This is a genomic window from Nonomuraea sp. NPDC048901 (assembly GCF_040649695.1).
Lineage (GTDB): Bacteria > Actinomycetota > Actinomycetes > Streptosporangiales > Streptosporangiaceae > Nonomuraea.
This window is the reverse complement of the sequence record NZ_JBEZFW010000030.1, coordinates 87,742-107,985: the sequence shown is the minus strand read 5'-3', so window position 1 is coordinate 107,985 and position 20,244 is coordinate 87,742. Positions and strand designations below refer to the sequence as shown.

Sequence of the window (20,244 nt, the reverse complement as noted above, 5' to 3'; positions counted from 1 at the left end):
ATCCGCCACCTCATGGAGGAGATCATGAAGTCCGCGTCCACCAAATGGCCGGTCTACAGCCCCTTCGCCCGCGAACACTACGGCCGCGGCAAAGCAGAAGGCATGGCCGAAGGCAAGACAGCGGGCCGGACAGAGGGCAAAGCGGAAGAGGCCGCCAGATTGCTGCTGCTCGTGCTGGACGCCCGCGGCTTCACCGTCCCCGACGGTATTCGCGCTCAGATCACCACCTGCACCGACATTGCCCAACTCGAAACCTGGGTCACCCGCGCGGCCACCACCCAGACCCTCCAAGACCTATTCAACGAACCAGGCTGACCGCGTCCAAAAGAGCGACCGCGGCGGGGCTCGCCGTAGAGCGACGGGCCCGCGAAACGCGCGCGAATAAATCGGTTGCGGCGCGCGCCGCACACAAACCGAAAACGATCTTCAGCGATTCTCCAGGCCGACCCGGCGTCCCGAGGCGGTGGGCGACACCGGATAGTCGTCGATGATCATGGAGTTGTAGAGGCGGGCGCTCTTGGTGGTGAGACGGACGAGGGCGCGGCTGGGCCCCGCGGGCAGGGCGGAGATCAGGCGAAGGCCCTGGACCAGTCCCCGCACACCGAGGCGGGACGTGGGGACCAGGGTCTTCGCCGCGCTCAGCGCGACGGCGCGGCTGCCGCGTACGTGCTCCGTCATCGCGCGCTCGTAGGCGGGGAATGCGCGCTCGTGGTCACCGCCCGCCCGCGCCAGCTCCCCGGCGAGGACGTACGCGCCGACGATGGCCAGGCTGGTGCTGCCACCGACGGCAGGGCCGGGGCAGTAGCCCGCGTCGCCGACGAGCGCCACCCTCCCCCGCGACCAGGTGTCCATGTGGAGCTGGGTGATCGAGTCGAAGTAGAACGCCGGGGTGCGGTCGAGCTCGGCCAGCCAGCGGTCCACGTCGGCGTGCAGGCCCCTGAACGCACCGCGCAGCAACTCCTTCTGCCGGGGCACGTCGCGGCGGGAGTAGTCGAGCTCGCGCTCGCTCCGGAACAGGAACATCGCCCGCGCCTCGCCGAGGTGCCGCGCGCCGTACATGCCGGCGGTGCGGCCGACGCCGACGTGCATGAGGAGCTCGCCGTCGAGGTCGGCGGCGTTGGGCAGGGTCAGCACCCCGAGGTAGGCCCCGATGAATGCGCTGAAGCGGGACTCGTCGCCGAAGACGAGGCGGCGCACGTTGGAGTGCAGCCCGTCCGCGCCGACGACGAGGTCGAAACGGCGCGGCGCGGTGTTCTCGAACCGCACCTCGCCGTCGGGCGAGATCGCGGTGATCGAGTCGCCGAAGATGTACTCGACGTCGTCGCGCGTGGCGTCGTAGTAGATCTCGCTCAGGTCGTCGCGCATGATCTCGACGTGCCGGCCTTCGGTGGCGCCGAAGATCTTGGAGAGGTCCACCCGTACGGGACGCCGCGCGCCCTCCCCGTACGCGGTCATCCGGTTCGCGCCGGTGGCCCGCTCCTCGACACGCGGGAGTACGCCCATCTTCTCCGAGATGTTCATAGCGGGCCGGAACAGGTCGACCGCGTGGCCGCCGGTCTTGCGCAGAGTCGCCGCGCGCTCGACGACGGTGACGGAGAAGCCGTGCCTGGTGAGCCAGTACGCCAGCACCGGCCCGGAAACGCTCGCGCCGGAGATGAGAATCCGCATGTGCACGCTTCCTTTCTTAACGATAAGTAAGCGTAACATGGCTACTTACCTATCATTAAGTCAGATAGACTTACGGCATGCCTCGTCCCTCTGACACCAAGCAGCGGATCCAGGACGTCGCCCGCGAGCTCTTCGCCCAGAAAGGCGTGCAGCGGACCAGCCTTCAGGAGATCGCCGACCAGCTGGGCATCACCAAGCCGGCGCTCTACTACCACTTCTCCTCACGCGAGGACCTGGTCCGCAGCATCGTGCAGCCGATCATGGAGGAGGAAGAGGCGTTCCTGACGGGCCAGGAGGCACTGGACGAGGTCGACCCCCGCGCCCTGCTGGAGGGCTACTTCGACTTCCACTACCGCCACCGCGAAGCGATGGTGCTCATGCTCAGCGAGTTGACCACGCTCGCGGACCTGGGCCTGATCGACCTCGTGCTGGACTGGCGCAGGCGGCTGACGAAGCTGCTGCACGGCCCCGAACCCACACTCGAGCAGGCCACCCGGGCCGTGATCGCCTTCGGCGGCCTCCAGGACTGCACGATCCAGTTCACCGACGTACCGAAGGACGAGCTCCGCCAGGCGGCCGTGGACGGCGCCTACGCGGCCCTGGGCATCTCGCCGCAGCGCGAAGCCTGACGAAGTCGACTGCCTGGCGGCTACGAGGATTTGATAGCAGCGAGGTAGGCCGCCTTCAGGCGCTCGCGAACGCTCGGTGATCGCGCTGGGGAATCGGAGCCAAGGTGCGAGTGGCGAAGCTCGTCCATGAACTCTTGCCAAAGCGCGGGGCCGCCTTGTTCGAGCAGCTCGGCACGAACGCGCAGCGCGCGGCTCGTGGGCCGGTGGCGAAGCCCCCAGCTGCCGAGCTGCGCGAACACTGGTACGAGTTGGATCGCGGGTTCGGTCAGGCTGTAGCGCGCCCGCTGGCCGGCTCGCGCGTCCTCACGGGTGAGCAATCCCAACCCGACGAGTCGCTTGAGTCGGTCGGCGAGAATATTTGACGCGATCCCCTCTTCCGAGCCGGCCTGCAGCTCTCGGAAATAGCGGCGGTCTCCGAAGACGATGTCGCGGAGGACGAGCAGGCTCCAGCGATCGCCGAACACCTCGACGGTGGCGTTGATCGGGCACCCCGACCGCGGCTCATACACTTCGCCCATAGTGCTTGCAATCTACCACCACCCGGTACTACGGTCTCAAACCGGTTGCAAACCACAAGCGGAAGGGGCCACCCGTGCTGAAGCAGGTCGCGGAGGGTGTGCTGATCCACGAGAGCGAGTTCTGCCAGAGCAACGCCGTTGTCGTGCACGGCCGGGCCGGCGTGTTGCTCATCGACCCCGGGGTGCAGGGCCACGAAATGGCCTGCCTCGCGAACGACCTGTCCAATTCAAGCCAGACCGTTGTGGCAGGCTTCTCGACGCATCCGGATTGGGATCACCTGCTCTGGCACCCCCAGCTCGGCGCGGCCCCTCGCTACGGCACGGCCCGCTGCGCGGCCAGTGTCCGGGATCAGCTTTCCGACCCGGATGCGAAGGCCCACATCGCCGACCACCTGCTTGAGACGGAAATCGCCGGACAGGTACCGCTGGACCTGCTCGGCCTCATCACCGCCCTGCCCGCCGAGACGGCGCAGATCCCATGGGATGGCCCCCAAGCCCGGATCATCGAGCACCAAGCGCACGCACCGGGCCATGCGGCGCTGTTCATCGAGGAACGCGGGGTTCTCGTCGCCGGCGACATGCTCTCTGATGTCCTGGTTCCGATGCTCGACCTGAACGGCACCGCTGACCCGATCGAGGACTACCTAGCAGCGCTGCGACTGCTGGAGAGCGTGGCGGGCGACGTCGATGTCCTCGTCCCTGGGCACGGGTCAGTCGGCGGAGCTGATCAGGTACACGCGCGGATCGAGCGGGATCGGGCGTACGTGCTCGCCTTGCGTGAGGGCCATGATCCCAGTGACCCGCGGATCGGCCCATCGGCCAAGCCCGGCTGGGAGTGGGTAGGCGATGTGCACAACGGGCAAGCCCAGCGCCTCGCCCGAAGAAGCGAACGCGACGGGACGCCCGGCTAGCGATCCGCTTGCGGAACCGGCCCGGCGTCCCCGAACGCCATGCCGCCTCCCAGCAAGGGGACCGGCCATATTCCTCACTCGGTGAGGGTCATGGCGGAGAGGATGTCGCGTAATCCTCTGCACGCGGCCCCGTACACCGACACCACCGCGGAGGTACGCCCCTGGGCGGGCGCAGGGTAACGGCGAGAACGTCCGGGCGCCGCGACAACGAAAGGCCGGGCAGTAAAAGGGCCTCCCTTGCCCAACGAAAGGCCACGGGCGCTGATGCTGAAATCCGGGCGTCAGCGGTGCCACAGTCCTATTATCCGGCGAGGAGATGGTCGAAGTTGCCGTCCTTCATTCCGTCTATCAGGGCGCGCATTTCTTCCTTGTCGAGGAACACCTTTGGTCCCTCGGGGTCCTTCGAGTCGCGCACGACCACCAGATCGCCATGCTTGTGCAGCCCCGCGTCATCTGGCACGAAGACTTTCCCGAACTCGGCGCAGGCCCCACCGTTGTTGCTGAATCTCGACTTGCACCACTCGACCTGGGACAGGTCGACGTCAACTCCAGTCGCGTCGCTTGTGTCGCTCATCAAAGATCCTTTCCCACCTGGGCAATGAATGCCAGGCTGTCCTCGACCGACAAAGACTTCGCTCGTAGGTGGTTAAAGACCACGTTATACCCTTGGACTACGGCAGGATCCTCCAAATATCGGGCATCCGACTGACTCTCCAGATAGACCACCGGCGGCCAGGGGTCAGGAAACTCGATCGCGATGAACGAGCCGTCCATCGCGGCATGTGACCCGGTCTCAAAGGGCAGGACCTGCAAGGTCACGTTGGGTCGCGTACTGATCTCCATGAGGTGCCGCAACTGAGCCTTCATCGTGGCCCGGCCACCGACCATCCGCCGTATGCATGCCTCATTCATGATCGACCACAGCTCCAGCTCATCCGACGTGGTCAGACGATCCTGGCGGGCCAGGCGAAATTCAATCTTGCGCTCGATGTCCTCGGCGCTGACGGCAGCAGGCGCCGTCCCTAGGTACGCCCCGTAGTAGTCGGCGGTCTGAAGCAGTCCAGGAATGAGTTCGGAGTCGTAGTGATTCAGCCTGGACGCCGCCGACTCCATACCGACGTAAACCTCAAACCACTCGGGGATCGCCCCCTTGCCCTTGTAGCTCTGCCACCAGCCGCGCTTGCGGGCCTCGCGGGCCAGCGTTAGCAGGAATTGCCGCTGTTCGCCTTCGACCTCGTACAGATCGAGCATCACAGAGACGAACGCCTTGCTGGTTGGTCTTGTCCGCTGAGGAGAGGGGACAGCCAGGCTGGCCGACGAGATGGGTTTGGGGGCTTGGGTGTCGGCGCACACAGGTGTGGGCGCGCGTAGGGCGACAAGCCCGCATGGAACGCGGCGCAATTAAATCGGTTGCCGCGGGCGCCAGACGAGGCATAGGGTCAGTGACATGCGCTTTTACCTGTAATTCGTTGGGGTTGCCAATACCCCGGCCACTCGGCCCCGCCCAGCGGTGTGTATGCCCGCCGACCTCGTCCAGACGCGGCAGCTGAGCTTGTCGACCGGCCCTGGCCGCGTCGTGAATTACGTAAAGGAGCTTCCTCATGCGAGTACGTTCAGGCAAGAAGAAACACGGTAAGAACCTCCCCGGGCAGGAGACGCCGCCGGTGCCCCGGCAGATGCCGAGGATGCCGCAGCGGCCCATCGCGCCGCCCAGGCGGATCCCGCCCAAGGGACGCTAGTCCACTACCGGGATGGTAGTAAGTGCGGCGCGCGACCCAACGCCATGGGCGCGCCGCACACAACCCGCGGTGCCCCGGCCCCTCGTTCGAGGGACCGGGGCACCGTCGTTTCAGCACTACCGGGCAGGTTAGAGGCGCTCGATGATGGTGACGTTGGCCTGGCCGCCGCCCTCGCACATCGTCTGAAGGCCGTACCTGCCGCCCGTACGCTCCAGCTCGTGCAGCAGTTTGGTCATCAGGATCGCGCCCGTGCCGCCCAGCGGGTGGCCCAGGGCGATGGCGCCGCCGTTGGGGTTGACCGTGGCCGGGTCGGCGCCGAGCTCCTTCATCCACGCCAGCGGCACCGGCGCGAACGCCTCGTTGATCTCGGTGACGGCGATGTCGTCGATCGACATGCCGGCCTTGTCCAGTGCCCGCCGCGTCGCCGGGATCGGCGCCGTCAGCATGTACACCGGGTCGTCACCCATGAGCGCGAGCTGGTGGATGCGGGCGCGCGGGGTCAGCCCGTGGTCCTTCACGGCCTGCGCCGAGGCGATCAGCACCGCGCCCGAGCCGTCGGAGATCTGCGACGCGGTGGCGGCGGTGATCTGGCCGTCCTCCTTGAGCGTCTTCAGCCCGGCCATCTTCTCCAGCGTCGTGTCCGCCCGTGGCCCCTCGTCGTCGGAGACGTCGTTGATGGGCGCGATCTGGTCCTTGAAGTAGCCGTTCGCGATGGCCTTGGCGGCCCGCTGGTGGGATTCGAAGGCGTACCGCTCCAGCTCCTCGCGCTTGAAGCCCCACTTCTCACACATCAGCTCCGCGCCGCGGAACTGCGAAATCTCCTGCTTTCCGTACCGTTCGACCCACATGTCGCCGAACGGGAACGGCATGCCCTTCTCCAGCGCGGCCGTGATCGACGAGCCCATGGGGACGATGCTCATCGACTCGACGCCGGCCGCCACGACCAGGTCCTGGGTGCCGGACATGACGCCCTGCGCGGCGAAGTGGATCGACTGCTGCGAGGAGCCGCACTGCCGGTCGATGGTGACACCGGCCGTGGTCTCCGGCAGTCCCGCCGAGAGCCAGGCATTTCGCGCGATGTCCATGCTCTGGGGGCCGAACTGCATGACGCACCCCATGATGACGTCCTCCACCGCGGTGGGGTCGACGCCGGTGCGGTCGATCAGCGCCTTCAGCGTGTGAGCGGCCAGGTCAGTGGGGTGGACGGTGGAAAGGCCGCCCTTCTTCTTGCCGACCGGGGTGCGGACCGCCCCGACGATGTACGCCTCTGCCACAGTGCCTCCTGAAACCGAGCATTGTTCGGTTATTAGGGAGAGACTACAACAGAACGATGCTCTACGCCCCGTCACCCTGGGGGCAGAAGGTCCTCCGCCGCGTCGATCCGGAACCGCCACCGGTCCACGATCAGCCCGTTCAACGCGTCCGCCAGACGCAGCGCGAGCGCGCCGACCTTCTCGGGGTCGTCGCCGCGCAGCTCGATAGCGGTCAGTTCGGTGGCGAAGGGCAGGAGCTCCTGTACGGCGGGTGGACGGCCCTTTTCCGGGACCACGAGGACCCGTATGTCGCCGACCGTGTAGAGGAAATCGTCCGGGTTGATGTCGTCCGGCTTGATGTCGTCGCCAGGAGCAGCGGTAACCTCGGCGACTTCAGCGGCTTCGGTGGCTTCGGTGGCTGCTTCAGTCTCGGCGTCGGCGCTCGCTTCAGCTTCAGCGTCAGTTTTGGCGTCGGTTTCGGCTTTCGCGTCCGCGTCGGTTTCCGTGTCGGCGGTCGCACTCGTACCGGTCTCCGCGGGCGTGGCGTCGGCAGTGGTGGTGTCCTCGGGTGCGGTGGCGTCCGTAGCGCTGTCGTCGCTGTCGGTCTCGTCACCCACGTCGGCCTTCGGGCTGTCGTCGAGGCCGCTCAGCACCGCCCGCAGCTCATCCGGCGTCGGCCGTTCCGGAAGGATCACCGCTGGACCGCCACGATCGCTGTCGGCGGGGTCGGTCACCTCGCCCCTGCACACGGCCAGCCCGCCGAGGCGGAAGGCGATCCCCTCGGCCAGGTAGCGGTCGAAGTAGTCGAACGGCAGCGGGCCCTCCGCCACCACCCGGCAGGCCCACACCTGTTCCAGCTCGCCGCCCACCAACTCGGGGTCGGCCTCTACTGGAGCGTGCACCCGGACGTCCACCGCCACGATGTCGGCGCCGTCCTCGCGGGCCTCCGGGTCTGCCAGCCGTACCAGTCGCAGGAGATCTGCCTGGCTCGGTTTGGCGGGCAACGCCGCCGTCGGGCCAGTACGCAGTCTCCGCTTAGCCATCCAGCCCATGACGCGCCTCCGCGTTCAGCCTCGATAGGAGCTTGTCATCGTCGCATAGACGATGATGTTGTCGGTGTAGTGACCGATACTGCGGTTGTACGTGCCGCCGCAGGTGATGAGGTGGAGCTGGGCGTTGTCGTTGGGCTGGTTGCCGTAGACGCGCTGGGTGGGGAACGTCTTCTTGCTCGCCTGCTCGACGCCGCCGACGGTGAACACCGCGGTTGTACGGTCCTGCCGCTTGACCTCGATGGTGTCGCCGTTGCGGATCTCGTACAGGCGACTGAAGACGGCACTGCGCGTCCGGGTGTCCTTGTGCCCGAGCATCACGGCCGGACCGGCTTCGCCGGGGGTGGACATGTTGCGGTACCACCCGACCAGGTTGGGGTTGTCGGCCGCCGGCACCTGGATCGTCCCGTCCTTGGCGAGCCCGAGGGACTCGACCGGCGCGTTGATCCCCAGCCGCTTGATCACGATCCGCTGCGGAGTGGACGGTAGCATCGCAGGCGCCGGGTCCGGCAGCGGCAGCGGCGGCGGCGCCGTGGGGGCCGCCTTGAACAGGGCCTGCGCCGGCTGTCCCGTCGTCTTGCCGTCGGGCTGCACGGTGACGGGCAGCGTGTCACGCTGGCTGGCCAGGCCGTACTCCTCGGGCGAACGGAGCACGATCAGCAGCCCGGCCACCACGGTCACCACCCCGGCCACGGCGGCGAGGATCAGCACCGACCTGAGCACGGTGCTGCCCCTGTCCTGCGGCGGTTCGCCCCCGTAGGGGTACTGTCCGGCCACCTCGATCAGCCTCTGGTGGCGGAACGGCGACGCATGACGAGTCCTCCAACGCCGGCGGCGAGTATCAGTGCGGATCCGGTCAGCACGACCATCCTGCCGTCGGGACCCATGTCACCGCCACCACCTGTGTCTGCTCCGGCCTTGGGGGTCTTGGAGCTCTTGGTGGTGGTCTTCGTCGCCGTGGGGGTCTTGGTGACGTAGGCGGTGTGCGTCTTGGTGGGCTTGGGGGTGGGAGTGGGTGTCGGCGTGGGGGTCGGGGTGGGGGTGGTGCTCGGGGTGGAGCTGCCGGTCGGGGTGCCAGTGGGGGTGCCGGTCGCGACGGTGATCAGGGCCGCAGCGGCGGTCGCCTCGGCCTCGGAGCCGGCCCTGACCGTGCAGGTGTACCGGGTAGTCGCTGTCGTGCCGCTTGTGGGGCCCACCTGTAGGACGAAGTCGTCGGGCACCACAGCGATCACACCGGTCGCCTTGGGCGTGAGCGAGATCAGGACCGGTGGAATGGGCATCGTCGCTGTGGGGGAAACGGCGCCCGGCGTCATGGAGGCGCCAACTGACCGTGTCTCGGTCGGACTGGGATTCGGTGTCCCGGTGACGATCACTGTCGCCTGGATGACCACGCGATCCGCAGCGGCGATCGAGGATGATGCTGTGAGCGATGGAGTGGCGAGTGGCTGGCCAATCTTCCACGTCACCACCGCTGCGGAGCTGGGCACTGGTGCGGTCAGCGGCCCTTGCAGGTCCATCTCGAACTTGTAGTCGGTGCCCGTGCCCGTGCCCGATGTGCACGTATAGGTAACCGGTTTCGGCGCGGCCGCGGAGGCCACCGCCGGAACGACCCAGAAGATACCCGCACCCGCTAAGGCCAGGCCAGATGCCTTGAGGGCGAGGCGGTGCCTCGCCTTGGAGGTCAGCACTGTCCTTCTCCATTTCAGCGCGCAGTATCAACAGGCGTACCAGAATCCCAGCCGTTGGTCACGGTCAGGTAGCGATGATACGAACTCTCCCTGTGAAGTTCGCGTAAACCCTACAAGCAAGCACTTGCCACCCTTACCCCTTCTTCTTGGACAGGGTGGCGTACACGATGATGTTGTCCGTGTAACTGTGGGCCGTCTTGTTGAAGACGCCCCCGCAAGTGATCAGCCTGAGCTGCGCGTTCTTCGTGTTCCCGTAGACCCGAGCCGTCGGGAACGAGGACTTGCTGACCTGCTCGACTCCACTCACCGTGAACCGCGTCACCTTTTTGTCCGACCGGTACACGTAGATCTGGTCCCCCTTGGCCACCTCGGAGAGCCGGTAGAACACCGCCGCGCCCTTCTTGGTGCTCACGTGGCCGTTGATCACCGCGGGCCCGAGCTCGCCCGGGACCGGCGAGAACTTGTACCAGCCCGTGAGGCCGGGCTTGGTCAGCGGCGGGGTCGTGAGGTTGCCCTTGAGGTCGACGGTGACCGAACCGATCGTGGCGTTGACCTTGATCTTGGGGATCTTGATGCGGACCGGCGCCGCCTTCTTGGTCTTGGTCTTGGCCGGTGGGATCGGCGCGACGACCGGGGCGGCGGCCAGCGGCGGCGGCGCGTCGAGGCGGGCGGGGGTGAGCGGCACGTTCTTGCCGCCAGGGCCCACGGTCGGGGGCAGGACGAAGGCGCCCGCCGCGTTCTGGATCTGGACCGTGTCGCCCGGCTGGGCCTGCGGCCCGGGACCCGAGCCGTCGTCCACCGGCGGCGCCAGCGACAGCAGGCCGACCATGATGGCGCCCACCCCGCCCAGCGACCCGGCGATCAGCAGCCCGGGAAGCGCCCTGTTCAGCAGCGGCTTCTGCTCGGTCATGACTCAACTCCTCCGGCATGCTCGGCCTTGCGCCGCCGTAGCAGCAGTCCTCCTGTGGCGCTGCCCATCAGCAGCATCGAGCCGCCCGCGATCAGCCCGTACGACCCGCCGCCCGGCGGCTCGGGCGCCTCACCGGAGTCGACCCCGCCCTTGGGTGTCTTGGCGACCTGCGCCTTGACGTACTTGGTCTTGGTCGTGGTGGGTTTGGGGGTAGCCGTGCCGGTGCTCAAGGTTCCCGGCACCACGCTGACGAGATTGCGGTCCACGCCCGGGTCCACGTGCGGGATCGTGGCCGTCGGGCTGCTCGACGAGCTGGCCGAGCCGGTCGGCCTGGGTGTGGTCGGCGTCTCAGAGGGATTGACCGTCGGAGAGACCGTCGGGGAGACCGTCTCCGTGGGCTTCGTGGGCTCCCGGACCGTGACGATCACCGAGACCGGCCCGCTGATCAGATGGCAGGTCGCGCGGTGGAAGCCGGTCTGCGTCCGCACCATGGTCGAGACCTTGAAGGCGTCGAGCCAGACCGGACTCGCGGACGCGCTCACGATCTTGACAACGTGGCTGCCGTACGCCAGGGTCGGCGACTTCCACAGGGTGTGGCCACCGTCCATGTTGGAGTTCCGCGGCTTGTCGTTGCCGTCTCGCGACGGGTTCACCGTGGCCCGCTTGGTGCCGTCGAGGTAGACATCGACCGGGCCCGCAGTCTTGTCCCACGGGCCGATGTACTCCACCTGGGTGCCGACGAACGCCATCTCGGCCGAGGCGCCCAGCGTGGTGGTCTCGTGCAGGTCGTTGTGCTCGTGATTCTCGGAACCGGGAAGGTCGTCGCGCGGAGTCCATGACCCGTTGTAGACGATCTCCAGGTCGCTCGGATTGTCGGTCTCGTTGCCGTCGTTGACGACGACGCTGCCGTCCGGCGGCGTGAAGTCGACGACAATGTCCTTCGGCGACACCTTGATCGTGCCCGCCTTGTTGATGAGCCCGGGGTCGGTCAGCGCCTCGGGGAGCGCCAGTTCGTTATCTGGCCGCAGCTCCTCCGTCTGGTCGGCGGAGCCCTTCGGCTTGAGAATGCCCTGCCAGCTGCTGTCGAGCTCGACGTTACCGACCGCGTGCAACAGGGCGCCGGCGGGGAAGTAGCCGGGCGACTGGAGCCGGGTGTCGTCGGCGTAGTCGAGCTTCCAGGTGAAGTTGAGCGGATCGCCGACGACGAGGTCCGTGGCGAAGTTGAGCCGGGTGGTCAGCCGTACGGGATCGCGCCGGACGATGGAGTTGGGCGTGTTGGCCGTACACCGATATTCGACCTGGAGATCGGCCGGAGCAGCGGACGCCGAGGGAACGTGCAGCGCCATCAGCCCTACGGCTGCGGGTAATCCGACCGATGCGGCGATCAACGCCTTACGCCACCGACTCACGGCACACTCCGATCAACACAGTAAGCCGAAGGTCGATCTTAGGGTCGATATCCGCCGAACACCGCAACTACCGGCACTTGTGATGAACCCGTGTCCGCCCCCCGCAAACCGGCAACAGAATCGTATTCTGTCCAGCACGACCACCCCCGCTTGGAGGCGACTGATGCGGCGAGACCTCTTCGACGAGGAGCACCTGCTCTTCCAGGAGACCGTGCGCGAGTTCATGGCCCGTGAAGTCGTGCCACACCACGGCCAGTGGGAGAAGGACGGCATCGTCCCGCGTGATGTGTGGAAGAAGGCCGGGGAGATCGGCCTGTTCGGGTTCTCCGTCCCCGAGGAGTACGGCGGGGCCGGTGTCACCGACTTCCGGTTCAACGCGGTCATCGTCGAGGAGATCATCCGGCATGGCGCGTCAGGGCTCGGGTTCGGGCTGCACAACGACATCATGGCGCCGTACCTCGTGGACCTGACCGACGAGGAGCAGAAGCGGCGCTGGCTGCCCGGGTTCGTCAGCGGCGAGCTCATCACGGCGATCGGGATGACCGAGCCGGGCGCCGGGAGCGATCTGCAGGGGGTCAGGACCACCGCGGTCCTTGACGGCGATCACTACCTGGTCAACGGGCAGAAGACGTTCATCACGAACGGGATCAACGCCGACCTCGTCGTGGTGGTCGCCAAGACCGACCCCGCGGGCGGGGCGCGCGGCACCACGCTGCTGGTCGTCGAGCGGGGCATGGAGGGGTTCGGGCGAGGTCGCAATCTCGACAAGATCGGGATGAAGGCGCAGGACACGGCCGAGCTGTTCTTCGAGAACGTCCGCGTCCCCGTGGCCAACCGGCTCGGCGCCGAAGAGGGCCAGGGCTTCTTCCAGCTGATGAACAACCTGCCGCAGGAGCGGCTGTCCATCGCGGTGGCGGCGGTCGCGGCGGCGGAGACGGTGCTGGAGCAGACCATCGAGTACTGCAAGTCCCGTCAGGCTTTCGGGCGAAATATCGGGTCCTTCCAGAACACCCGGTTCGTCCTGGCGGAGCTGGCCACCGAGACGGAGATCGCCCGTCACTACGTGGACAAGTGCATCCGGGCGCTCAACGCCAAGGAGCTGACCGTGGTCGACGCCGCCAAAGCCAAGTGGTGGACCACCGAGCTCCAGAACAAGGTCATCGACCGCTGCCTCCAGTTGCACGGCGGCTACGGCTACATGATGGAGTACCCGGTCGCCAAGGCGTGGATCGACAGCCGCGTCCAGAGCATCTACGGCGGCACCACCGAGATCATGAAGGAGATCATCGGGAGGTCCTTCGGGTTCTAGAACCCGGACGCATGACGCCCTCCAACCGAGGAGGGCGTCTTCGTCCGTGGTCAGCGTTGCCAGACGTCGTAGTTTCTGTTCTGGTACAGGTACGCCGGCGTGAACGAGCACCGGTAGGTGTCACCGGACTTGCGAATCAGGCCCTGGTGGATGCCCATGGCCATGCCACCGTGATACCAGGGGCCGCCGCTGTCGCCGCTGGCACAGTCGGTCGAGTTCGAGACGACCATGTGCCGCAGCGAGTTGACCGAGACGTTGCGGTAGCGCACGCTGGTGCAGACGCGCCCGCTGATCTTGCCGAACTTGCAGGCCGTGTCGCCGACCGCCGGCATGCCTGAACGGGAGTCGGCGTAGCGCTTCTTGCTGAAGTCGTAGTAGAAGGTGCGCGTGGGCGTAAAGCCGCCGGTGTCGTAATACCCGATGTCGCCCCACTTCCCCTGATGGGACCAGATTTCCATGACGCCCGTCGATCCGCCGTCGGCACTGTGATTCTTGTACGTGCTGAACTCGGTGGAACCGCAGTGCCCGGCCGTGCCGATCCGCTTGGTGCTGGTAGTGACGTACTTGAGGTTGAACCCCGCGGTGCATCCGGTCAGGTAGCCGCCACCACGGAGGTAATCGTCCTGCGGGACCGAGGCCGGCATGGAAGAGACCTCGACCTCGACCTTCATGCCCGTGCTGACAGTCCGTGCGGACGCGAGCCGGTCGCGTACGGCGGCCTGCTCGGCTGTCGGCATCTCCGCATCGCGCAATTCCGCGGAGACATGAATCACGCCGGTCTCGATCTCGTAGTACGTGCTCGCCCCCGCGACCGCCGGGTCCGCCATCGCGGCGACGTGCGCGTTCTCCGAAGCCGCCGCCAGCTCCGCCTCCGAGAAGCCTCGCCCGCCGACCAGCCGTACCTCTGCGGGGAGCGTCTTGGCGAGCGCGACCGCCTGCTCGGGGATCGCGTCCTTGAAACCGAACCACGCGCTGGAGCCGTCCTCGGCCCGGACCGCGCCGGAGAACTCCTGCGGGAACGCCTCCTCCAGTTCGGCCGCGACCTTCCGGTAGGCCGACGTCCAACCATGCCGATCGATCGTCTCGGCGAAGCCGGTCCCGGTGTCCCGCGCGAGGGCCGCGAGGTCGTCCAGCTCTATCGCTGACAGGTCGTCGACCATGACGTCGGGGATAGTCGCTCTGCCATCGGGCTGGTTCGCCCAAGCCGTGGGTGAGGTGGCGGCGGTCTCGGCGACGTACGCCTCGACGGCCGCCTCAAGAGTGCCGCGCTGGTTGGCGGCCGCGCGCTTGATGCCGTCCAGGGTGGGGCGCTTGATCTGGGGCTGGGTCTCCAGGGGCAGGACGATCGTGTCGTCGGCCGCCGCGGCTGGGGCATTCGCTCCGACAAGGGGGGTAACCACCAGGGCGGCCACTGCCATGACGCGGATCCACTGTTGACCACGTAATAAGTGCACGGTTGCCTTCCTCGGCAAAGAACGGTCAAAGATCGCCAAGCGTGTCGGGTTCGTCAGGCTCATGTCAAGATCAGCAGCCGGTGAGCCACGCGGGAAGCGCCCCGACACCGCATACTGGTCAGCATGTACGGCGGCCTGATCCTGCTGGTTTTCCTGGCGTTGCTGTTCGCCTGGGGGCTCAACAGCGTGCGCCGCGTGTTGCGCCTGGGGCCGGTCGGCTACGCCGGGGTGATGATCGTCTTCATCATCGTCATGCTGCTCATCTATGGCCAGACCTTCCGCTAGCCGGGAAGCTAGCCGGGGAGCCCTTCGACGAAGCGGGTGAGGAGCCGCGCGAACTCCGCGCGCTCCGCGTCCGACCATCCCGTCATCGCCTCGGCGAACGCCGCCTGCCTGCCGCGATGCGCCTGCTCCAGTGCGATCCGGCCGGCGTCGGTCAGCACGAGCAGCGCCCGGCGCCCGTCGGCCTGATCCGCCCGCCGCTCGACCAGGCCGGCCGCGACGGCCGCCGCCACCAGCCTGCTCGCCCTCGGCTGGTCGACCGAGAGCGCCTCGGCCACCGTGGAGACGGTGGCGGGCGCGCTCGCGGACTCGATCACGTCAAGCACCTCGAACTCCGGGCCCGGCGCGCCCTGCAGCCGCGCCAGCGCGCGCCTGCTCTGCCTGCGCCTGATGGCGACCATCGCGCGCTCGACTGCGGCAATTTCATTGTCATCGTACATATATTTGCTATTATACATCCATGAACCGAAGAATTGGCTTCCTTCTCCAGCATGTCCACGCCCTCCTTGAGGACACGATGGACCGCGCACTCCACGACCATGAGCTCTCGCGCCGCCAATGGCAGGCGCTCAACGCCGTGGCCGAGGGCGATGACCCGTACGAGGCGCTGAAGGCGTTCGACGGCGTCGGCGACGCGGTGCGCGAGCTGACCGCCAGAGGATGGATCACCGGCACCACCCTCACCGACGACGGCAAGGCGACCCACGCGGCGGTCCTCGCTCGCGTGCTGGAGTTCCGGCAACTCGCCACCCAGGGCGTGAGCACGCAGGACTACCAGACCACCCTCGCGGTGCTGAACCAGATGGCCGCCAACCTGGAGGCCGCCTAACCGCCGCTGCCCTCCAGCAGCACCCGAGCCACCAGCCCCGGATCGTCGCTCATCGGCACGTGACCGCAGCCCTTGAGCAGCTTTACCCGCTGCCCCGACCACCTGGCGGCGCGTACAGCCTGGCGGCGCGGCAGCAGCCGGTCGTGCTCGCCCCAGGCGATCGTGATGGGCGACTTGGGCGGCGCGGGCGGCATCACTCCGGCGAACGCCTCCAGGGTCTCATCGAAGCCGGGCGCACCGCCCAGCGCCTGGGTGGCGGCGATCAGCGCCGTCGGCGACAGCCGGGACGGATGGGCCACCAGAAGCCCGGCCGACAGGGCCCGGCCAAGGGGGTTCTCGGCCAGCCCGATGCTCTGCTCAGGCGGCAGAGACCTGGCCGTGGCCCGCAGCGCGCGCAGCACCGACCGGCAGTACAGCAGCTCGGAGCGCGACCAGAAACCCGCGGGCGACAGCGCGGTCGCGGTGCGGACCACGCCGCGCGAGGCCAGCTCCAGCGCGATGTAGCCGCCGAGGGAGTTGCCCGCGACGTGCGGCTCGCGCACACCGAGCAGCGCGCAGAACGCCTCGACCGCGTCGGCGAGCGACTCCGCGGTGTACGGCGTGCCGTCGGGCAGGCCGGGTGAGACGCCGAAGCCGGGCAGGTCGACGGCGATGACGGTGCGTGAGGCGGCGAGGCGGTCCATGACCGGCAGCCATGCCTGCCAGTGGTGCCCGATGCCGTGCAGGAGGATCAGTGGCTCGCCGGTGCCGCGTCGTTCGAAGGCCAGGTCCATGGCGTCGAGCCAATCACTCAGCGGCTACGGGTGGGAATCTCGAACCAGACCGCTTTGCCTTCCCTGGTGGGTCTCGACCCCCAGCGCCTGGCGAGTTGGTCCACCAGGTAAAGGCCCCGTCCGCCCTCGTCGTTCTCCCCCGCGCTGCGGATCCGCGGCAGGCGCAGGTCCTGGTCGAACACCTCGACCCAGACCGACTCCTCACCTCTGCGCAACCGCAGCGTGAACTCCTTGTCGCTCACCACTTCGTCCTCGAAGCCGGGTACGTCCCACGACTCCTCGAACGGCAGCGGCGGCCCCTCGACGACCAGCTCCCTGCGCGGCACGCTTCCGTGGGCCGCGTGGAGCACCACGTTGGTGACGACCTCGGAGACGAGCAGGCAGGCCAGCTCGGCGCGCTCCTCGGGGACGTTCCAGCCGCCGAACGCCTCGGAGGCCATCCGGCGCGCCTCGCCGACCATGATCGGCTGGGCCGGGAACGTGCGCTCCTCGACGTCGAGGTCCGACTCGCTCGACCGGACCACCAGGATCGCCATGTCGTCGTCGATCTCGCCGGGCACCGCGACGGTCGCCGCGTCGGCCACCCGCTCCACCTCGGCGTCGGCCATCTTCGCCAGCTTCTCACAGAGGACGCCCAGCGTCTCCTCGTCGCTCGGCATCCGGCCGTCGCGGCCGGGGCGGCGGTCGACCAGGCCGTCGGTGTAGAGGAGCAGCGCCGCGCCGGGTGGCAGCGTGCGCGTCTCCTCCTTGTAGACCAGGTCGGCGTGCAGGCCCTTGGCGCGTACGCCCAACGGCTGGCCGACCTCCTCGATGTCGAGCTCGACGCACTGGCCGTCGACGAGCAGCAACGGCGGCGCGTGCCCGGCGTTGGCGAACGACAGCTGCCGCGACCAGGCGTCGTAGACGAGGTATTGGCAGGTCACGATCGGCGGGACGCTGATGTCGGCGCCGCTGTCGTCCTTCTCGGGAGTGGCGATGATGCGGGTCCACTCGTCGAGCCTGGCCAGGATGTCGGCCGGTGACTTGTCGTCCTGCGCGAAGGCCCGCAGCGCCGCCCTGAGCTGGCCCATGATGGCCGCGGCCTTGGCGCCCCGGCCCTCCACGTCGCCGATGACGATGCCGACGCGACCGGCCGACAGCGGGATCACGTCGTACCAGTCGCCGCCGACCTGGGTCTGGATGCCCTGCCCGTGGGAGGCGAGCGGCGCCGCCGGGTAGTAGCGCACCGCGATCTGCAGGCCGTCGAGCTGGGGCAGCGCGCGCGGCAGCAGGTGCTTCTGGAAGGACTCGGCGGTGTGCCGCTCCTCCTCGAACAGCAGCGCGTTGTCGATCGCGAGCGCGACCCGGGTGGCGATGGCGCCGACGAAGTCGCGATCGAAGGCGTCGTAGTGGGGGCTGCGGCGGTCGGTCAGGTTGGACAGCCCGAGGTACATCAGGCCGAGAGTCTCGCCGCGTACGCACAAGGGGGCCACGATGGCGGAGGTCATGCCGACCTCGCCGCACAGCTTGGCGCTGCCCTCGCTCGGCGACGGAAAGCTGCTGACGGCGAAGTCCTCGACGAGGATGGTCTCCTGGCGGCGCAGCGCGGTGTCGGCGTAGTGGGAGGCGGGGTAGCGGATCTCCGCGCCCACGGGCTTCCAGGTGCCGGCCGGTGGGCTCCAGCCCTGGACGTGCTGCGAGACCCGCCGGACCAGCCGGTCGCCCTCCATCAACTCGATGAAGCAGTGGTCGGCGAACTGCGGGACGAGCATCTCGGCCACCCGCTTGAGCGTCTCCTCGACGTAAAGAGAGCCGGCCAGCCGTTCGCCGATGCGCTCCAGCAGGCCGAAGCGGTCCTTCTCCCGCTCGTTGCTGCGCAGTGCCTCGCGGGCGGTGACGACGATGCCGGTCACCGACCCCGAGGGGTGGCGCAGCGGCACGGCCTGGGCGCGGACGTAGACGATCGTGCCGTCACCCCGCCGCACGTCGAAGGTGCCCTCCCACACCCCGCCCTTGAGCACATGCTTGGTGAGCTCGATGGCGAGCGGGTGATCCTTCTCCATGATGCCCAGCGACAGCATCGAGGTGTCACGTGACGACTTCGACGGGCGGCCGAAGAGCTTCTCGGCGAACGGGTTCCAATAGAGGAGATTGCTGAAACGGTCGGTCACCACGACCGCCATCTCGGCATGATCAAGCACGGATTCGGCCGCCAGATGATCAGCCTCTTCCTGGGACACATCCCCCCAACGCTTCATCCGGAGACCACTCCTAGGGAGGGCATGTGCGCAATGCGAACCACGGGCACTCCTGCAACAGCGTCGACCGGCCGGGAGTGGAGGGCCTCCCAATAGGGATTCAACCAAGGAGTAGCGGGCGAGTCAGCGCCTGGAGACGAAAACATGCGCGGCAACGTCACGCGGAAGCTCCGCGAGAGTGTCGTTCGCGTCACCGTCACCTGTCACCCGCACACCGTCGTCGCTCGCCGCGAGCGTCACCTCGCGTCCGGGTTGTATCCCAACTTGCTTGAGTTTAAGCATCACAGCAGGATCGCTTTGCACTTGTTCGCTAATTCGCCGCACGACCACGGGTATATCTCTTGGTCCGGCGAGGTCGGACATGGACGTCAAGAGGCTGGGGCCGCCCTCGACGGGCTCTTTGGCGCCCAGCTCGCCCAGCCCGGGGATCGGGTTGCCGTGCGGGCAGACCGTCGGGTTGTGGAGCAGCGTCACCAGCCGGGTCTCCACGGACTCGGACATCACGTGCTCCCAGCGGCACGCCTCGATGTGCACGTCTTCCCAGGGCAGGCCGATCACCTCGGTCAGCAGGCACTCCGCGAGCCGGTGCTTGCGCATCACGCGCGTGGCCAGGGTGCGCCCGAGGTCGGTCATCGACAGGTGGCGGTCACCTTCGACGCGGACCAGGCCGTCGCGCTCCATCCGGGCCACGGTCTGGCTCACGGTGGGACCGCTCTGCTGGAGCCGCTCCGCGATGCGCGCGCGCAACGGGACGATGCCCTCCTCCTCGAGCTCGAAAATCGTGCGGAGGTACATCTCCGTGGTGTCGATCAGGCCGTGTGCGGTCAAGGCTCCTCCCAACTGAATGCTACGCCGGTCAGGGCATGGACTGGACCCGTCGGCGACGGGCACAGAAGTCACACGGGAACCCTATGGGGAGAACGAGCGACGATGGTGATGGACGACAACACCGGGGCAGCCCGGTTCCTTCCCGACCGCCTCGATCTCGCCGCGCTGCGGCGGGCCGCGGCCGGGTGTCAGGGCTGCGACCTGTTCAGGAACGCCACCCAGACCGTGTTCGGCGAGGGCCCGGCCGGCGCGCGGTTCATGCTGGTCGGTGAGGAACCTGGAGACCAGGAGGACCGCCAGGGCGCGCCGTTCGTCGGCCCCGCGGGACGCGTCCTGGATCGAGGGCTGGAGGAGGCGGGCATCGAACGCGACGACGTCTACGTGACGAACGCCGTCAAGCACTTCTCCTTCACCCTCAGGGGCAAGAGGCGCATCCACCAGAAGCCGACGGCCGCCGAGATCGACGCCTGCCACCCCTGGCTGGCCTCCGAGCTGGCCGTGGTCCATCCGAAGGTGGTCGTGGTGCTCGGCGCGACCGCCGCGCGGGCGCTGCTCGGCAAGGACTTCCGGGTGACGAGGCAGCGCGGCGAGCCGGTCCCGCTGGGCGAGGCGCTGGCGGTCGCCACGATCCACCCGTCGGCCGTGCTGCGGGCTCCAGACCGGGACGAGGCGTACGCGGGCTTCCTCGCCGATCTCAAGGTGGCCGCGCGCACCGCCTGATCCCCTCTCAGGGGGCCGCGCGCATCGCCTGGTCCGCG

General features: G+C 67.9%; 22 protein-coding genes and 1 pseudogene. 8 read left to right on the top strand and 15 right to left on the bottom strand.

Going from position 1 to position 20,244, the window contains the following annotated elements; all coding sequences use genetic code 11:
- Window positions 1–315 (top strand): annotated as a pseudogene (locus AB0C30_RS54590) (hypothetical protein); the annotation flags it as partial.
- Window positions 316–426: 111 nt separating this feature from the next.
- Here the strand turns inward: AB0C30_RS54590 and AB0C30_RS54585 are convergent.
- On the bottom strand, window positions 427–1,668 hold the full coding sequence (locus AB0C30_RS54585; protein ID WP_357959877.1) for an FAD-dependent monooxygenase: 1,242 nt from the start codon (window positions 1,666–1,668) through the stop codon (window positions 427–429).
- A gap of 77 nt (window positions 1,669–1,745) precedes the next feature.
- Here AB0C30_RS54585 and AB0C30_RS54580 point away from each other — a divergent pair, with 77 nt between their 5' ends.
- Complete coding sequence (locus AB0C30_RS54580; RefSeq protein WP_357959875.1) at window positions 1,746–2,297, top strand: TetR/AcrR family transcriptional regulator; 552 nt, start codon at window positions 1,746–1,748, stop codon at window positions 2,295–2,297.
- Window positions 2,298–2,317: 20 nt separating this feature from the next.
- On the opposite strand, the gene AB0C30_RS54575 is transcribed toward AB0C30_RS54580, so the two are convergent.
- Entirely contained in the window at window positions 2,318–2,815 is a 498-nt protein-coding gene (locus tag AB0C30_RS54575; protein ID WP_357959872.1) for a helix-turn-helix domain-containing protein, read from the bottom strand.
- A gap of 74 nt (window positions 2,816–2,889) precedes the next feature.
- On the opposite strand from AB0C30_RS54575, the gene AB0C30_RS54570 reads away from it, so the two are divergent.
- Window positions 2,890–3,726: an MBL fold metallo-hydrolase gene (locus AB0C30_RS54570; RefSeq protein WP_357959869.1), complete on the top strand. Its 837-nt coding sequence runs from the start codon at window positions 2,890–2,892 to the stop codon at window positions 3,724–3,726.
- Between the two features lie 301 nt (window positions 3,727–4,027).
- Here the strand turns inward: AB0C30_RS54570 and AB0C30_RS54565 are convergent, their stop codons facing one another.
- On the bottom strand, window positions 4,028–4,300 hold the full coding sequence (locus AB0C30_RS54565; RefSeq protein WP_357959867.1) for a DUF397 domain-containing protein: 273 nt from the start codon (window positions 4,298–4,300) through the stop codon (window positions 4,028–4,030).
- Window positions 4,300–4,977 (bottom strand): DUF5753 domain-containing protein, encoded by a 678-nt coding sequence (locus AB0C30_RS54560; protein WP_357959883.1) that lies wholly within the window; start codon window positions 4,975–4,977, stop codon window positions 4,300–4,302. The genes AB0C30_RS54565 and AB0C30_RS54560 overlap by 1 nt, the downstream gene beginning before the upstream one ends.
- Before the next feature lie 350 nt (window positions 4,978–5,327).
- Here AB0C30_RS54560 and AB0C30_RS54555 point away from each other — a divergent pair, with 350 nt between their 5' ends.
- Window positions 5,328–5,465, top strand: a complete 138-nt coding sequence (locus AB0C30_RS54555) for a hypothetical protein (RefSeq protein WP_357959864.1) — start codon at window positions 5,328–5,330, stop codon at window positions 5,463–5,465.
- Window positions 5,466–5,593: 128 nt separating this feature from the next.
- Here AB0C30_RS54555 and AB0C30_RS54550 read toward each other — a convergent pair whose 3' ends face one another.
- The 6 genes from AB0C30_RS54550 to AB0C30_RS54525 form a co-directional block, all read right to left on the bottom strand.
- Entirely contained in the window at window positions 5,594–6,739 is a 1,146-nt protein-coding gene (locus AB0C30_RS54550) for an acetyl-CoA C-acetyltransferase (RefSeq protein ID WP_357959861.1), read from the bottom strand.
- Between the two features lie 71 nt (window positions 6,740–6,810).
- A complete protein-coding gene (locus AB0C30_RS54545; RefSeq protein ID WP_357959859.1) occupies window positions 6,811–7,761 on the bottom strand; it encodes a hypothetical protein in 951 nt (316 codons plus the stop codon).
- 24 nt (window positions 7,762–7,785) lie between these two features.
- Window positions 7,786–8,544, bottom strand: a complete 759-nt coding sequence (locus AB0C30_RS54540) for a class F sortase (RefSeq protein ID WP_357959857.1) — start codon at window positions 8,542–8,544, stop codon at window positions 7,786–7,788.
- A gap of 5 nt (window positions 8,545–8,549) precedes the next feature.
- Window positions 8,550–9,047, bottom strand: coding sequence for a hypothetical protein (locus AB0C30_RS54535; protein ID WP_357959854.1), 498 nt, complete (start codon window positions 9,045–9,047; stop codon window positions 8,550–8,552).
- 541 nt (window positions 9,048–9,588) lie between these two features.
- On the bottom strand, window positions 9,589–10,365 hold the full coding sequence (locus tag AB0C30_RS54530) for a class F sortase (protein WP_357959851.1): 777 nt from the start codon (window positions 10,363–10,365) through the stop codon (window positions 9,589–9,591).
- Window positions 10,362–11,774 (bottom strand): hypothetical protein, encoded by a 1,413-nt coding sequence (locus AB0C30_RS54525; protein WP_357959848.1) that lies wholly within the window; start codon window positions 11,772–11,774, stop codon window positions 10,362–10,364. The genes AB0C30_RS54530 and AB0C30_RS54525 overlap by 4 nt, the downstream gene beginning before the upstream one ends.
- A gap of 163 nt (window positions 11,775–11,937) precedes the next feature.
- Between AB0C30_RS54525 and AB0C30_RS54520 the strand changes: the two genes are divergently transcribed.
- On the top strand, window positions 11,938–13,083 hold the full coding sequence (locus tag AB0C30_RS54520) for an acyl-CoA dehydrogenase family protein (RefSeq protein WP_357959845.1): 1,146 nt from the start codon (window positions 11,938–11,940) through the stop codon (window positions 13,081–13,083).
- Window positions 13,084–13,133: 50 nt separating this feature from the next.
- On the opposite strand, the gene AB0C30_RS54515 is transcribed toward AB0C30_RS54520, so the two are convergent.
- Window positions 13,134–14,501 carry a S1 family peptidase gene (locus AB0C30_RS54515; protein WP_357959840.1) on the bottom strand — a complete coding sequence of 456 codons (1,368 nt, stop codon included), beginning with the start codon at window positions 14,499–14,501 and terminating at the stop codon, window positions 13,134–13,136.
- 159 nt (window positions 14,502–14,660) lie between these two features.
- Here AB0C30_RS54515 and AB0C30_RS54510 point away from each other — a divergent pair, with 159 nt between their 5' ends.
- Window positions 14,661–14,822, top strand: a complete 162-nt coding sequence (locus tag AB0C30_RS54510; protein ID WP_357959838.1) for a hypothetical protein — start codon at window positions 14,661–14,663, stop codon at window positions 14,820–14,822.
- Window positions 14,823–14,830: 8 nt separating this feature from the next.
- Here AB0C30_RS54510 and AB0C30_RS54505 read toward each other — a convergent pair whose 3' ends face one another.
- On the bottom strand, window positions 14,831–15,259 hold the full coding sequence (locus AB0C30_RS54505; protein ID WP_357959835.1) for a MarR family transcriptional regulator: 429 nt from the start codon (window positions 15,257–15,259) through the stop codon (window positions 14,831–14,833).
- 20 nt (window positions 15,260–15,279) lie between these two features.
- On the opposite strand from AB0C30_RS54505, the gene AB0C30_RS54500 reads away from it, so the two are divergent.
- Window positions 15,280–15,648, top strand: coding sequence for a MarR family transcriptional regulator (locus AB0C30_RS54500; protein WP_357959833.1), 369 nt, complete (start codon window positions 15,280–15,282; stop codon window positions 15,646–15,648).
- On the opposite strand, the gene AB0C30_RS54495 is transcribed toward AB0C30_RS54500, so the two are convergent.
- The 3 genes from AB0C30_RS54495 to AB0C30_RS54485 form a co-directional block, all read right to left on the bottom strand.
- A complete protein-coding gene (locus AB0C30_RS54495) occupies window positions 15,645–16,421 on the bottom strand; it encodes an alpha/beta fold hydrolase (RefSeq protein WP_357959830.1) in 777 nt (258 codons plus the stop codon). The two genes, AB0C30_RS54500 and AB0C30_RS54495, sit on opposite strands and share 4 nt — an antisense overlap.
- A 17-nt stretch (window positions 16,422–16,438) precedes the next feature.
- Window positions 16,439–18,658 (bottom strand): SpoIIE family protein phosphatase, encoded by a 2,220-nt coding sequence (locus AB0C30_RS54490; protein ID WP_357959827.1) that lies wholly within the window; start codon window positions 18,656–18,658, stop codon window positions 16,439–16,441.
- Window positions 18,659–18,781: 123 nt separating this feature from the next.
- Window positions 18,782–19,486 (bottom strand): metal-dependent transcriptional regulator, encoded by a 705-nt coding sequence (locus AB0C30_RS54485; RefSeq protein WP_357959824.1) that lies wholly within the window; start codon window positions 19,484–19,486, stop codon window positions 18,782–18,784.
- A gap of 102 nt (window positions 19,487–19,588) precedes the next feature.
- Here AB0C30_RS54485 and AB0C30_RS54480 point away from each other — a divergent pair, with 102 nt between their 5' ends.
- A complete protein-coding gene (locus AB0C30_RS54480; protein WP_357959821.1) occupies window positions 19,589–20,206 on the top strand; it encodes a UdgX family uracil-DNA binding protein in 618 nt (205 codons plus the stop codon).
- The last annotated feature ends 38 nt before the right edge of the window (window positions 20,207–20,244 follow it).

Excerpts from the sequence above, each read along its gene's own strand:
- AB0C30_RS54585 (WP_357959877.1), bottom strand. The coding sequence starts at position 1,668 with ATGCGGATTCTCATCTCCGGCGCGAGCGTTTCCGGGCCGGTGCTGGCG.
- AB0C30_RS54580 (WP_357959875.1), top strand. The coding sequence starts at position 1,746 with ATGCCTCGTCCCTCTGACACCAAGCAGCGGATCCAGGACGTCGCCCGC.
- AB0C30_RS54575 (WP_357959872.1), bottom strand. The coding sequence starts at position 2,815 with ATGGGCGAAGTGTATGAGCCGCGGTCGGGGTGCCCGATCAACGCCACC.
- AB0C30_RS54565 (WP_357959867.1), bottom strand. The coding sequence starts at position 4,300 with ATGAGCGACACAAGCGACGCGACTGGAGTTGACGTCGACCTGTCCCAG.
- AB0C30_RS54560 (WP_357959883.1), bottom strand. The coding sequence starts at position 4,977 with ATGCTCGATCTGTACGAGGTCGAAGGCGAACAGCGGCAATTCCTGCTA.
- AB0C30_RS54555 (WP_357959864.1), top strand. The coding sequence starts at position 5,328 with ATGCGAGTACGTTCAGGCAAGAAGAAACACGGTAAGAACCTCCCCGGG.
- AB0C30_RS54545 (WP_357959859.1), bottom strand. The coding sequence starts at position 7,761 with ATGGCTAAGCGGAGACTGCGTACTGGCCCGACGGCGGCGTTGCCCGCC.
- AB0C30_RS54535 (WP_357959854.1), bottom strand. The coding sequence starts at position 9,047 with ATGCCCATTCCACCGGTCCTGATCTCGCTCACGCCCAAGGCGACCGGT.
- AB0C30_RS54530 (WP_357959851.1), bottom strand. The coding sequence starts at position 10,365 with ATGACCGAGCAGAAGCCGCTGCTGAACAGGGCGCTTCCCGGGCTGCTG.
- AB0C30_RS54520 (WP_357959845.1), top strand. The coding sequence starts at position 11,938 with ATGCGGCGAGACCTCTTCGACGAGGAGCACCTGCTCTTCCAGGAGACC.
- AB0C30_RS54515 (WP_357959840.1), bottom strand. The coding sequence starts at position 14,501 with ATGGCAGTGGCCGCCCTGGTGGTTACCCCCCTTGTCGGAGCGAATGCC.
- AB0C30_RS54510 (WP_357959838.1), top strand. The coding sequence starts at position 14,661 with ATGTACGGCGGCCTGATCCTGCTGGTTTTCCTGGCGTTGCTGTTCGCC.
- AB0C30_RS54505 (WP_357959835.1), bottom strand. The coding sequence starts at position 15,259 with ATGTACGATGACAATGAAATTGCCGCAGTCGAGCGCGCGATGGTCGCC.
- AB0C30_RS54500 (WP_357959833.1), top strand. The coding sequence starts at position 15,280 with ATGAACCGAAGAATTGGCTTCCTTCTCCAGCATGTCCACGCCCTCCTT.
- AB0C30_RS54495 (WP_357959830.1), bottom strand. The coding sequence starts at position 16,421 with ATGGACCTGGCCTTCGAACGACGCGGCACCGGCGAGCCACTGATCCTC.
- AB0C30_RS54490 (WP_357959827.1), bottom strand. The coding sequence starts at position 18,658 with ATGAAGCGTTGGGGGGATGTGTCCCAGGAAGAGGCTGATCATCTGGCG.
- AB0C30_RS54480 (WP_357959821.1), top strand. The coding sequence starts at position 19,589 with ATGGTGATGGACGACAACACCGGGGCAGCCCGGTTCCTTCCCGACCGC.